Consider the following 12,846-nt stretch of genomic DNA (forward strand, 5'->3'; position numbering starts at 1 on the left):
GGGCATGCTGTCGCCTGCTCGCCGACAACGGCGGCGAACGCAGGGAATCAACGCTGAATCGGCGGGAATCGCGGAGCCGCCACGACCTGCGGGATCGGGCCCAGCCGGGCCCGCCGCCGGTCCGCTACGGCTTGGGCGGGCCGACCAGCAGGCCCTTGATGTAGGCGGCGTGCTCCTGTGCGGCCGCGTCCTTGCCGCTGGCGCGGGAGAGCACCGTCCGACCGGCGTAGCCGGCGACGAGCATCGCGCGCATCGCGTTGACCTTGAGGGGCGCGTTGTGCTTGCGCAGGTAGCGGATCATCGACGCGCCGCGCATCTGCAGCATCCAGGTCTTCGCCGCGCCCGAGCCGCCCGCGCCGTGCGGCACCAGAAGGTCGGTGCGCAGCTTCTGGCGCAGCCCGGCCTCCCGGATCGCCCGGCCGAACGCCATGTCCTCGTTGTAGACGTAGAACGTCTCGTCGAAGGCGCCGAGGTCGAGGAAGGTACGCCGGCGCACCGCCATGCAGGCCCCGGTCAGCCACTCCGGCGCCATCTCCCGGCCCGGGGTGGGCCGGGCGAACAGGGCCGCCGCCGGGGCGAGCTTGTGCGCGCCGAGCACGTGCAGCAGCACTCGGCGCGGGGTCGGCTCCCAGCCGCCGTTGCCCAGCTCGGGCCTGCCGTCGTGGCCCTGCATCGTCGCCGCGCTGCAGACCAGCTCCGCATCGGCACGCAGGTCGTCGACGAGGGCCTCAATGATCTGGATGTCCGGCCGGCTGTCCGGGTTGCCGAGGATGACGAACTCGTAGCCGGACGACCGGATGCCCATGTTGGCGGCCTTGGCGAAGCCCTTCCCGCCACCGGAGTCGACGTAGCGCCCGTTCGGCCGGTCGGCGATCAGCTCCCAGACCCGGTCGGCGCCCTTGGCGTTGTCGACGATCACGACAGGCATGTCCGCGGGCAGCCCGGCGATCATCTGCTCCAGCTGCCCGCGGCTGTGGAAGCTGACGGTGACGACCTCGTACGCCCACCGCGGGTCGGTGCCGGGCTCGTCGCGCTCCCGCGCGGCCGCGGTCACTGGGCCGGTCCGTAGGTCTGGGCCGGCCCATAGGTCCTGGCCGAGCCGAGCGGGTCGGCGGGGTCGTAGGCCTGGCTCAGCCGCTGCGCGCCGTAGGGCTTCCCGGCGCCGAAGCCGGGCGGCAGGATGATCGGGCCGGTGGCCGCGGCCTCGGGGCCGATGACCGGCTCGCCCATGCCCAGGCCGCCGCGCTGGGCCGGGTACCCGGCCGTGGCTGACCGGTCCGCGGCGACGCCGTCCGGGCCGGGCGCTCGGCCGGGCTCGGGCAGCCGGTCCGGCTTCGGCCAGACCGCGGGCCGATCGCCGGCAAGGAAGCGACGCACGCCGCCCAGCGCGACCGCCTGCAGGAAGAACACCTGGGCGAACAGGCGCGCCGGCCCGGGCAGCTGGCGGCCGGTCGTCAGCGCGACCGCGCTGGCCGCGCCAGCCACGTTGCCGGCCAGGAACAGCCGCGCGGCCCAGCTGTGCCGCGTGGCCGGGACGCTCAGCGCCACGAGGGCGACATGCGCGAACGGCCCGACCGACGAGCGCACCAGCCGGTGTCCCCACAGCTGCCCGGTGACTGGCAGGGCGCCCGGCGACAACGTGGCCCGACGCCGCCACATCATGTCCAGGTTGCCCGCGACGATGCGGGTGCGCCGCTCCCACTCGTCCTGGAAGGAGGGCGCCGGGCCCTCGACGGAGTACGCCTCGGGCTCGTAGACCACCCGCAGGCCGCTCTCCAGCAGGTCGAGGGCAAGCCAGGCGTCGTCGACCGCGGTGTCGGCGGGCAGCGGGCGGAACGCCGCGCGCCGGAAGGCCAGGAACTCCCCGACGACCCCGATGGTCGCCCCGGTCGCCGACTCGCGCCGCTTGAGCCACGACTCGAACCGCCAGTAGAAGCCCTGCGCGCCCTGCGGGTCGTCGACCTGCTTCTCGCCGGCGACGGCGCCGACGCCGGCGTCGACGAAGTGCCGCATCGCGGCGCACAGCGCGTCCGGCGCGACCGTCGCGTTCGCGTCGGTCAGCAGCACGATGTCGTTGGTGGCCGCGGAGACGCCGCGGTTCACGGCACGCGCCTTCCCGAGGCGCTCACCGGTGGACAGCACCCGGACGCCGGCCCGGCGGGCCGCGGCGGCGGTCTCCTCGTCGTCGGCGACGACGACGATCTCGATGGGCCCGGGGTACGCGATGGTCATCAGGTCGTCCAGCTTGGCGCCGATGACGGCGCTCTCCCGGTACGCCGCCACGACGACGCTCACCGACGGCCATTCAGCCGGGTCAGCCGGCATCTCTGGGGTAAGGCCTCGGCTTTTCAGCCCGATGTAGACCGGGTACAGAACGTGACCGTACACGGTGGCCGCTCCCAGAAGGGCGACGGTGGCGCCACGGCCGAGGGCCCGAACTGCTGCCATGGGCAACAACCGTAACGGGAGCCTGTTCATGCCTGGTCGATGGGGCCATCGCCCGGCGAGTTGCGCGCTGAAAATGCGTATCCGAGCAACCAGACACGCAGGGTAATCCGCAATGTCGCACTTCGGGACAAGCACTGACGACGATGTCGTGCCTAGAAGGGGCGTTTACGGACACCGACTACTATGACCCCCCGGCCGACGACCAAGCTCGGCCCGACTGGATCCGACCCGGTAACGGGCCACGCCCGGCCCAGCGCGGCCAGGTCGGGCCAATCGACCGCCCGGCTACAGTGAGCGCCGTGAGCGATGCCGAACGTTGGATCGTCGTCGTCGAGGAGCCGTTCCTCCCGGCGGACGCCGGCGGCCGGGTCGAGACCTTCGGGTTCCTCACCGCCGCGTCGAACGCCGGCATCCGCATGCAGGTCCTCGTCCCGGCCAGGAGCGCCCTCGACGTCGAGGCGGTCGAGAAGGCCGTCCCCGGTGCCGCGGTGATCCCGCTCCCGCGGGACGACAGCCCGCTGGCACTTCTGCACGTGACGCCCCACATGTACGCGTCCCGGCCGGTCGGGCCGCTGCGCCGGGCGCTGCGCACCACCCCGCCGCGCGCGGACGCGGTCATCAGCTACAGCTTCCGGGCCGCCCGGCTCGGCCAGGAGATCGCCCGGGTCTGGCGGCTGCCGCACCTGGTGCGCGCGCACAACATCGAGTCGGCGTTCTTCCGGGCGATGGCACGCGGCTCGTCCGGCCCGCGTGCGGTGGCCTACGAGCTGGAGTACCGCAAGCTCCAGCTCTCGGAGCGGTCGCTCGGCCACTCGCCGCTGGTCACCGCGATCGCCGACATCTCGCTGGAGGACCACGAGTGGCGCCGCCGGCGGGCCAGCGTAACCACCTTCCACCTGCCGCCGTTCCTGCCGGTGGGCGCGCTCGCGGACGAGCCGGCCGGCCGGCCAGCCGCGGCGGGTGACGGCCGGGCCGCGGGCACGCTCGTATTCGTCGGCTCGCTGGACACCGCGCAGAACGTCGACGCGCTGCGCTGGTTCCTGGACCATTGTTGGGACGCCGTCCGGGCCCGCCAGCCGGCGGCGGTCTTCCGCGTGGTGGGCCGGCGCCCCGAGCCGGGCCTGGCCGACTGGCTGCGCGCGATCCCCGGTATCGAGCTGCATACCGACGTGCCGAGCGTCGAGGCCTACGTGCGGACGGCGGCAGTGTCGGTGAACCCGATGCGGTCGGGCTCCGGGGTGAACATCAAGGTGGTCGCGGCGATGGCGGCGGGGACGCCGGTGGTGAGCACCCGGACGGGCGGCCGGGGCCTGAGCTGGCAGGCCGCGCGTTCCTGCGCGGAGCTGACGCCGGCCACACACCTGCTGGTCGCGGACGAGCCGGCGGCGTTCACCGACGCGGTGTGCGGGCTGCTCGCCGACCCGGGCCGAGCCGCCGACCTGGGCCGGTCCGGCCGCGCCTACGTGCTGCGGACCTTGGACCACACCACCCTGCTCGCGCGGATGCGGGACGAGCTGCCGGTCCGCGCCCGCTGACGAGGCCGGATGGCCATCGGGAGGCGGGCCTGCTCAGGCCAGCGAGTGGAAGCGGTTCTGGGCCGGTTCGAGGCCCTCGGCGACCAGCGCCTCCACGGCGTCCGCGGCACGGTCGACCAGGAAAGGCAGCTCCCTGCGCTCCGGGGCGGCGAAGTCGCGCAGCACGAAGTCGGCCGGGTCCATCCGGCCAGGCGGGCGGCCGATGCCGAAGCGGACCCGCAGGTAGTCACGGGTGCCGAGCGAGGACGTGATCGACCGCAGCCCGTTGTGCCCGTTGTCGCCGCCGCCGCGCTTGAGGCGGACCGCGCCGAACGGGATGTCGAGCTCGTCGTGCACCACGATCACCCGCGCCGGGTCGACCTTGAAGAACGAGCGCAGCGCCGCGACCGTCGGGCCGGAGACGTTCATGTAGGACCGGGGCCGCGCCAGCACCGCTGCTGCGCCGCCGAGCCGGAGCTGGGCGGCGTCCGCACGCGACTTGTGCGACCGCAGCCTGGCCCCGTGCCGTTCGGCGAGCAGGTCCACGACCAGGTAGCCGGCGTTATGGCGGGTGCTGGCGTACTCCGGACCCGGATTACCAAGCCCGACAACCAGCCAGGCTCCGTCGTCCTCGCCTGCCATCCGAAGTCCCGCCGTTATCTTCTCTGCTTTGGCCGAATCATCGCCGTTGGTATTGAAAAGGCGGAGGCCCGGCGCGGGCCGTCGATAGACGATCCGCGCCGGACCCGCCGCGGCGGGTCATCACGATCGACCCGCCGATGAACTACTCGGATTCGGCCGGAACAGCCTCGCCCGTGCTCTCGGCCGCTTCGCCGGTCTCGCCGAGGCCGGCCTCGTGCTGCGCCGCCGTCGGCTTCGGCAGCGCCAGCGCGATGATCGTCTCGGGGTCACCCTCGAGCGCGACACCTTCCGGAAGGCCGAGCTGACCGGCTGTGAGGTGCGAGCCGGGGCCCATGCCCGTGATGTCGACCGTGAGCGAGTCCGGAATCGCGGTCGCCGGGGCCGACACCGAGACGGTGGTGTTCGGCTGCTCGAGAATGGCGTCCGGGTGCAGCTCGCCGGTGATGTTCACCGGGACGTCGACGGTGACCTTCTCGCCCCGACGGACGATGACCAGGTCGACGTGCTCGAAGCTGCCCTTGATGGGGTGACGCTGCACGTCCTTCGGCAGCGCCAGCTCGGTGCCGTCACCCAGGTCGACGGTGAGCAGCACGTTCGTGCCGGCGTCAGTCTTGAACGCGTGCAGCAGTTCACGCTGGGAAAGTGCGATGTGTCGCGGCGGCTGGCCGTGCCCGTAAAGGACGGCCGGAACCTTGCCGGCCCGTCGGGTGCGACGAGCGCCGCCCTTCCCGAACTCGGTGCGCGGCTCCGCGACGATGCGGACCTCGGACATGGCGGTGCTCATCCTCTCGACTGGCTCAGGTGCTAGCGGATCCGGGCGACGGCGGGTCGGTGGGGACCGACGCGTGGCCGCCGGGTCAGCGGGGCTCCGGTCCGCGGCACAAGGCCAGAGCTCGTCGAGCCACGAAAGGCTCTCATAAGCTACGGCACGAGGACTGCGGGCGCGGGACCGGACGCGGACACCACGAACGCCGACGTCACGAACATCGACACCACGAGCCTCGGGACCTCGCACGCCAGCGCCAGGAGCGCCAAGCCTACGAACACCGCGACTACGAACATCGACACCATGAACATCGACACCATGGACATCACCAGGATTCCGGCTCTTCACAGTACCGGACCGACGTCGCCGCGCCACGCCGCTCCCCTCCGACGCACGCCGATGGCCCGGGCCCGCCGGCGGCGCCGCCCGTGCGCGGCTCCGCTCGGTAGCGCCCGCACCGCGCCCGGACCGGCTGGGCGAGCGCCCGTGACCGGGCCGGATAGGTTCTCGGGCAAGGCCGCCACCCGCAAGGAGCCGAGCGATGTCCACCGAGCTTTCGACCGGATCGACCTTGTCGCCCGAGTCCTCGCCACGCCGCGTCACCGTGCGCGCGCCAGCCAAGGTCAACCTGCACCTGGGGGTCGGGCCCCGCCGGGCCGACGGCTACCACGAGGTCGTCACCGTGCTGCAGGCCGTCGGGCTGTACGACGAGCTGACCGTCACCGAGCTGGCACCGGCGGGTGGCTCCGGTGACGAGCCGGCGGTCACCGCGACAGTCGAGATCAGCGGCGAGGGTGCCGTCGGGCCGGCGGGCGACCCCGCCGTGGTGCCGACCGGCGCGGACAACCTCGCCGTCCGCGCGGCGATGCTGGTCGCCGAGGCCGCCGGCCTGCGCGGCCGCCGGATTCACCTCACGATGGCCAAGGGCATCCCGGTCGCCGCCGGGATGGCCGGGGGCAGCGCCGACGCCGCCGCCGCGCTCGTCGCCTGCGACACGCTGTGGGGCACGGGCCTGCCCGCCGAGACGCTCGCCGAGCTCGCCGCCCGCCTCGGCAGCGACGTGCCCTTCCCGCTGACGGGCGGCACCGCGCTGGGCGTCGGCCGCGGCGAGCGGCTCTCCCCGGTCGTGGGCGCCGGCGAGTACCACTGGGTGTTCGCGCTCGCCGACGGCGGCCTGTCGACCCCGGCCGTCTACCGCGAGTTCGACAGCGGGGCGACCGAGGGCCGCACGGCTGACGGCCGGACGGCGCCGACTCCGGCCGACGCGGTGCTGGCCGCCGTCGCCGGTGGCGGCCCGGCCGAGCTGGGCGCGGCGCTGTGCAACGACCTGGAGGCTCCGGCGATCCGGCTGCGGCCGTCGCTCGGTGCCGTGCTGGCCGAGGGCCGCGCGCTCGGCGCACTCGGCGCGCTGGTCTCCGGCTCCGGCCCGACGACGGCGTTCCTCGCCCGGGACGCGGCCCACGGCGCCGATCTCGCCGCCGGCCTGGCGGCGAGCGGCCTGGCCCGCGCCGTCCGCGAGGCGCCCGCGCCAGCCCCCGGCGCGAGAGTGCTCTAGATCAGCCCGCGTGGCTCTAGATCAGCCCGCGTGGGCAAAACCCCACGCCGTGGAGCATCATCTCTGCCTGGGTATGCGACCTGGCGTAGGAACAGCGGCAAAGATCAACGAAGAACGTGCTAGCCCGCCTGTTCGGACAGTTCGAGCCAGCGCTCCTCCAGGGCGGCGATCTCGGCCTCCAGGTCGCCGACCTCCTTGGCGATGCGCATGACGCCCGCGTAGTCGGCGGGGTCGTGGTCGGCCAGGTTCTGGTGGGCGGTGGCGACCTGCCCGGCGAGCCGGTCGAGGCGCCGCTCAGTCGCGGTGAGCTCCTTCTGCGCGGCGCGCACCTCGGCGCCGGACAGCTTCGGCGCCGCGGGCGCGGCCAAGCCCGCGGCGCCGGCGGTCCCCGCCGGGGTGGCCCTGTTCGCCGGGGCCACGGCCGTCGACGCGACGCCGGCGGCCCGCAGCCGCAGGTACTCGTCGACGCCGCCCGGCAGGTGCCGCAGCCGGCCGTCCAGGACCGCGTACTGCTGGTCGGTCACCCGCTCCAGGAAGTACCGGTCGTGCGAGACGACGATCAGGGTGCCCGGCCAGGAGTCCAGCACGTCCTCCATCACCGCGAGCATGTCGACGTCGAGGTCGTTCGTCGGCTCGTCGAGGATAAGGACGTTCGGCTCGGACAGCAGGACGAGCAGCAGGTGCAGCCGGCGGCGCTGGCCGCCGGAGAGGTCGGCGACCCGGGCCGACAGGTGCTCGCGGGCGAAGCCGAGCCGCTCCAGCAGCTGCCCCGGCGTCAGTTCCCTGCCCTCGATCATGAACGTCGTCTTCGTCCGGGCGAGAACCTCCCGCACCCGGTCGCCGGCGACCTCGTCCAGCTCGCGCAGTCCCTGGTCCAGGACGCCGATCCGGACGGTCTTGCCGGATTTCACGATCCCGGAGCTGGGCGCGAGCGTGCCGGCGATGAGGGCGAGCAGCGTCGACTTGCCGGCGCCGTTCGCGCCGAGCAGCCCGGTCCGCTCCCCGGGCCCGATCCGCCATTCGATGTCGCGCAGCACGGGCCGGCCGTCGAACGAGACCGAGACGCCCAGCAGGTCGACGACCTCCTTGCCGAGGCGCGCGGCCGCCAGCCGCGACAGCTCGACCCGGTCGCGCGGCGGCGGGACGTCCGCGATGAGCGCGCTCGCCGCGTCGATCCGGAACTTCGGCTTCGAGGTGCGGGCCGGCGCGCCGCGGCGCAGCCAGGCGAGCTCCTTGCGCATCAGGTTCTGCCGCTTGGCCTCGCTGGCGGCGGCCTGCCGGTCGCGTTCGACCCGCTGCAGCACGTAGGCCGCGTAGCCGCCCTCGAAGGACTCGACGATCCGGTCGTGCACCTCCCAGGTCGCGGTGCAGATCTCGTCGAGGAACCAACGGTCGTGGGTCACGACGAGCAGGCCGCCGGCGGCCCGCGCCCAGCGTCGCTTGAGATGGTCGGCGAGCCAGGTGATGCCCTCGACGTCGAGGTGGTTCGTCGGCTCGTCCAGGAGGATCACGTCCCACTCCTCGACCAGCAGCGCGGCCAGGGCGACCCGCCGGCGCTGACCACCGCTGAGGGTGCCGACGCCCGTCTCCCACGGGACGTCCGCGACGAGCCCGGCGATCACGTCACGCACCGCCGGGTCTCCGGCCCACTCATGCTCGGGACGGTCGCCCACGATCGCGTGACCCACGATCTGGGCAGGGTCGAGGGTGTCCACCTGGTCGAGCACACCGACGCGGACCCCGCCCCGCCGGGTCACCCGGCCCTCGCCCGGTGTGACCCGGCCCGACAGCATGCCGAGCAGGCTGGACTTCCCGCCGCCGTTGCGGCCCACGATCCCGATCCGGTCGCCTTCGTTGACGCCGAGGGTCAACGAGTCAAAGACGACGCGGGTCGGATACTCCAGGTGCAGGGACTCCGCGCCGAGAAGATGGGCCACCACGCCAGCCTAGTGATCGGGGCCGGCGTCAGCCGAGCCCGACGGCCGCTGGAGATCGCTGGTAGGGCTCCGCCTGTCTGGGATGGATCCCGGCTTCGCCCCACGGGGGTGCCGGGTCTTACGCCGCGGCGTCCCGACACGCTCGCGGACCTTCGGCGGCCGCCCGAGGAACCTGCCTGGCACTAGATCCGAAAGTTCTCGGTGTGGATACGCCGACGCTGGACGCCGGCTGTCCGCAACGCCGCTACCGCGGTGATCACCATGCCCGGCGGCCCGCATACGTACGCGTCATAATCGAACAGCGCGGGGACAAGTCTCACCAGCTGATGAGGCCCGATCGGGTCCGGCCCGCCCCCCGGTTCAGGGTGACTGTGCAAGTAGTGGACGTCCGCGCCCCTGCGGTCCGCCAGCTCGTCGATCTCCGACCGAAAGAGCACCTCGTCGGCGTGGTCAGTGCGGTAGATGAGCGTGACGTCACCCCGGTCGGCGTCGAGCCCCTCGAGCAGGGCGCGCAGTGGGGCGATGCCGATCCCGCCCGCGAGAAGAAGCACCTTCCGGCCTCGCCGGGTCCGCTCGGTCAGCGCGCCGGCCGGGCTGGACACGAGCAGCCGCAGCCCCGGCGTGAGCTGCATCAGCGCGCCGGTGTAGTCGCCGACCGCCTTCACGGTGAACCGCAGCCCCTCCGCGGTCGGCACAGCCGACAACGAGAAGGGATGGGAGTGCAGCCACAGCCCCCGGCGCATGATCCGCCACCGCAGATACTGGCCGGGCTCCACACCCAACGCCCCGATCTGCCGCCCGGTGACCCATACCGACACCACGTCCGGTGTTTCCGCGACCACTGCGGACACCCGGAGGTCATGCCGCCAGGACAGCCACAGCGGAGCCAGCACCCGGTACCAGGCCACCGCGGCCAGCACGGCGATGTGGAGCCCTGACCAGACCGCCCGGCCAGGTGTCCCGCGAAGATCGGCGCCAAGCAGCTGGTGGGCGAACCCGGCTGCTACCGCGAGATAGGTGGACAGGTGCAACGCGTGCCACCAGCCGTAGCGCAGCCGCCGGCGGACCGGCCGCGCGGTCGCCGCGGCGGCGGCGAACAGGAGCAGCATGCCCAGGGCCGACGACCAGAGGTATGGGTAAGAGGTGATCATACCGATCGCGGCGCCCACGAAGGGCGCGCTCGAGGCCGCGGCCTCGCTGGCCACCGCGAGCCCTGCGTGCCCCGTCAGGACCGCGAGGAGTACGAGGCCGTTCACGGCGTGGGCGAGCCGGAGGTGGCCAGCCGGTATCCACCGCTCCAGCACCGGCAGCCGCGCTGCCAAGAGCACCTGGAGAAGACAGAGATAACCAGCGACGAGGCCACAGAGCCGCGCGCCTGCGGAGAGGGCCGCGGCACCGGCCGTGGGCGGGTTACCGACTACGTTGCGCAGCCACCAGGCGACGACCGCGACCAGGGCCGCCGCGGCAGTGGCCGCCGCCGCGGTCCCCGGGGACGCCCGGCGCGGTCCTCGCCCAGCCGTCAAGATGGTCACGCCTGCCGGATTCCCGAACGGCGCCAAGGAACACGGCAGGCCGAACGTGGTTGGCCGAGCCGCGAGAGCAGCAGCAGGCCTCGGTCCCAGCCGGTCTGGCGCGGGTCCGGCCGAGGCCAGGACATGGGTGCGGCCATCAGGGACGCCCGCTACCAGGCCGCTCGGGACGCGAGGCCCAACGCGTAGTCCGTCCAGAAGACGCCGGCTGCCGGGCCGCCGTTGCAGGTCCCGTCGGACTCGCCCGGCATCTTGACCCACAACAGCGCGTCCACGGCCGCGCTGCCGGTGGCGGTCGTCGGCCGGGTGCCGAGTGCGCGGCCGACTGGGTTGCACAGCGGACCGGCCGCCGGTTTGCCAGCACCATTGCGGCTGGTGTCGATGACGAAGTGGGCGCCGGTCCCGAGGCGGGCGGCGATGGCCTCGCCGTAGGAGATCACCGCCGGCGTCTCCGTGAACAGAGAGGTGTTCAGCGCGAATCCGCGGACGGCCTCCACTCCGGCCTGCCGCAGCCGGGACGCCGCCTCGACCGAGCTCAGCCCGGCCCGGTTCGAGATGTCCAGGTACACAGCGGCACCCGCGCTGGTGAGCGTCGTAGCCGCCTCGCGCATCAGGGTGTAGGTGAGGCTCGCATCGGCCGGCTGAAGGCAGTCCAGATAGCCGAGGACACCGGGTTCCAGTACCACGGCGGCAGGACCCGGCTTGAGGCCGGCGGCGATCTGACCGATCCAGGCACGGTAGTCGGCGGCCGATCCGGGGCCGCTTGCCGGGTAGCCACGGCAGTCATGGGCCGGCAGGCGGTAGATGGCCAGCACCGGAGTCGCGCTGGCGAAGCGGGCGCCACCGACGATGCCCGTCACGTTCGCCCTGACCTTGTTGGCCGGGTTCCAGGCGCCCAGCCAGATCGCGGTGGGCGTGTTGGCGATCTTGTCGAGGAGCGCGGCGTCAGCGGGACGAGCGGCCCGGATGGCGTCGGCCGCGTGGTCGACCTGGGTCCCTTCGACCTTGTAGAAGGGGCGACCCGCCAGCGGGTTCCCTCCGCTCGCCACCGCACTGGCGGCGAGCGGGGCGATGACATCGGACGGCGGCGTGGGCTGTGTGGTCCCCACCACGTTCTCTTCGGCGCCGTTCTGACCGCATCCCGCGAGAACGGCGGCCGCGAGCAGCACGACGCCGGCCAGCGAGTGGACGCCGCGGAATGCGAAGCTCCCGGATCGCGCCGTGGCCGCGCCAGCCGTTCGGGGAAACAGCCTCACAGGACCTCCACAGGAAACCGGATTCGGCCGAGCGTTGGTCAACTCATCCGCAGCCTGAATGCTAGACGCCGTTGTACAGATGAGTCCGGTCGGGCTCATCGGCATGATTCATGGCGGCGCGGGCCTCCGGCGCATGACGGCCGCTCGGGTATCTCCAGCCTTCCGCCATGAGCAGCCCCTGGCGGCGCCGTACCGGCGACCTGCGACTTCTCGACCATCTCGACAGTTACGTGAGGGCATGTCTCACCCACTATCTGTCGTCATACGATCACACATCGGTCGAGCAATCGAACGCCGCGAGCGTCCCCAGACAGTTACGTGAGAGGTGGGAAAACGGGGGCGGACGCCCCGCCTTATGGGCCAAAGAATCAGCAGATAATGTCTCGCCGGGAGCAGTGGGTACCCCGCCTGGCGCATCGCTGGGCCCGGTGACAGGCGGACGCCGGAAAGGATCTCGTGTCTATCGACAGGTCGGACGTTCCAGAGGCTGGGGACAAGCCAGAGCCCCCAGCGGCTCTTGCCACGCCGCCACGGGGTGTCGGGCAGTGGCGACAGGGCGACCTGTCGAGGTACATCAGCCCCGCGGTCTGGATCTGCGTGCTCGCGGCCGCGGTCGCGGTTCTCGGCTCCTTCCGGCACTGGTCGCGAGCAGCCCTCGCCGATCGTGGATCGGATCTTCTGGTCGTGACCGCGTCCGGATGGGACCTGGCCCCCAGCGGCCAGCTCGTGTTCGCGCTCGCGTTGCTGGTCATGCTCGTCTGCCTGCTGGCGCCGCACACCGGCCGGCTGCGGTGGGCCTGGCTCGTGCCGCCAGTGGCGGGCGCCGCGATCATCGTGCTCGCGGCGACCCGGATCGGTGCCGGCGAGCCGGCCGCCCACAAGCTGACCCGGCTGCGGATCGGGACGTTCCAGACCGACCATCCCGTGGTGGCCACGAGTACCGGTCACGGGCTGTGGCTCACCATCGCCGCCGGGTTACTCGTCGCGGCTGCTGGAACGGTCGTCGCGGTACTCCAGCGGAGCGCGCCGCCGGCCGTGACGGCGAAGCAACGGTGAGTGCATCCGACTCGGGAGCCAGGCTTCAAGCGACTGACGACACGACGGTTCACGGCGTGTCGGTGACGCCGGTGAACGTCGGCCCGCGGGCGACCGCGAAGACGTCGCGTGGCTATCGAAAATCTTCAGAAGACTTGGGACTG

The 12,846-nt window shown here is 72.7% G+C and carries 11 protein-coding genes; 3 read left to right on the forward strand and 8 right to left on the reverse strand.

The window, feature by feature from the left end; genetic code table 11:
- Positions 1-124 precede the first annotated feature (124 nt).
- Positions 125-1,054, reverse strand: coding sequence for a glycosyltransferase family 2 protein (locus FRADC12_RS09510; protein ID WP_045876399.1), 930 nt, complete (start codon positions 1,052-1,054; stop codon positions 125-127).
- Positions 1,051-2,295 (reverse strand): glycosyltransferase, encoded by a 1,245-nt coding sequence (locus tag FRADC12_RS09515; RefSeq protein WP_502685240.1) that lies wholly within the window; start codon positions 2,293-2,295, stop codon positions 1,051-1,053. Before FRADC12_RS09515 ends, FRADC12_RS09510 begins: the two co-directional genes overlap by 4 nt.
- A 452-nt stretch (positions 2,296-2,747) precedes the next feature.
- Between FRADC12_RS09515 and FRADC12_RS09520 the strand changes: the two genes are divergently transcribed.
- On the forward strand, positions 2,748-3,983 hold the full coding sequence (locus FRADC12_RS09520) for a glycosyltransferase (RefSeq protein ID WP_045876401.1): 1,236 nt from the start codon (positions 2,748-2,750) through the stop codon (positions 3,981-3,983).
- 33 nt (positions 3,984-4,016) lie between these two features.
- Here the strand turns inward: FRADC12_RS09520 and pth are convergent, their stop codons facing one another.
- The 3 genes from pth to FRADC12_RS31000 form a co-directional block, all read right to left on the reverse strand.
- Positions 4,017-4,604: an aminoacyl-tRNA hydrolase gene (gene pth, locus FRADC12_RS09525; protein WP_045876402.1), complete on the reverse strand. Its 588-nt coding sequence runs from the start codon at positions 4,602-4,604 to the stop codon at positions 4,017-4,019.
- 142 nt (positions 4,605-4,746) lie between these two features.
- Positions 4,747-5,376 (reverse strand): 50S ribosomal protein L25/general stress protein Ctc, encoded by a 630-nt coding sequence (locus FRADC12_RS09530; protein WP_045879318.1) that lies wholly within the window; start codon positions 5,374-5,376, stop codon positions 4,747-4,749.
- A 149-nt stretch (positions 5,377-5,525) separates the two neighbouring features.
- Positions 5,526-5,696 (reverse strand): hypothetical protein, encoded by a 171-nt coding sequence (locus FRADC12_RS31000; RefSeq protein ID WP_198152840.1) that lies wholly within the window; start codon positions 5,694-5,696, stop codon positions 5,526-5,528.
- Between the two features lie 215 nt (positions 5,697-5,911).
- On the opposite strand from FRADC12_RS31000, the gene FRADC12_RS09535 reads away from it, so the two are divergent.
- Complete coding sequence (locus tag FRADC12_RS09535) at positions 5,912-6,925, forward strand: 4-(cytidine 5'-diphospho)-2-C-methyl-D-erythritol kinase (protein WP_045876403.1); 1,014 nt, start codon at positions 5,912-5,914, stop codon at positions 6,923-6,925.
- Between the two features lie 119 nt (positions 6,926-7,044).
- Here the strand turns inward: FRADC12_RS09535 and FRADC12_RS09540 are convergent, their stop codons facing one another.
- The 3 genes from FRADC12_RS09540 to FRADC12_RS09550 form a co-directional block, all read right to left on the reverse strand.
- Positions 7,045-8,862, reverse strand: coding sequence for an ABC-F family ATP-binding cassette domain-containing protein (locus tag FRADC12_RS09540; protein ID WP_045879319.1), 1,818 nt, complete (start codon positions 8,860-8,862; stop codon positions 7,045-7,047).
- A 182-nt stretch (positions 8,863-9,044) separates the two neighbouring features.
- Positions 9,045-10,394 carry a ferredoxin reductase family protein gene (locus FRADC12_RS09545; RefSeq protein ID WP_198152841.1) on the reverse strand — a complete coding sequence of 450 codons (1,350 nt, stop codon included), beginning with the start codon at positions 10,392-10,394 and terminating at the stop codon, positions 9,045-9,047.
- 149 nt (positions 10,395-10,543) lie between these two features.
- Complete coding sequence (locus FRADC12_RS09550) at positions 10,544-11,647, reverse strand: glycoside hydrolase family 6 protein (protein ID WP_052710781.1); 1,104 nt, start codon at positions 11,645-11,647, stop codon at positions 10,544-10,546.
- A gap of 456 nt (positions 11,648-12,103) precedes the next feature.
- Here FRADC12_RS09550 and FRADC12_RS09555 point away from each other — a divergent pair, with 456 nt between their 5' ends.
- Positions 12,104-12,703: a Trp biosynthesis-associated membrane protein gene (locus FRADC12_RS09555; protein ID WP_157488754.1), complete on the forward strand. Its 600-nt coding sequence runs from the start codon at positions 12,104-12,106 to the stop codon at positions 12,701-12,703.
- Positions 12,704-12,846: the final 143 nt, after the last annotated feature.

Source organism: Pseudofrankia sp. DC12 (assembly GCF_000966285.1).
GTDB lineage: Bacteria > Actinomycetota > Actinomycetes > Frankiales > Frankiaceae > Pseudofrankia.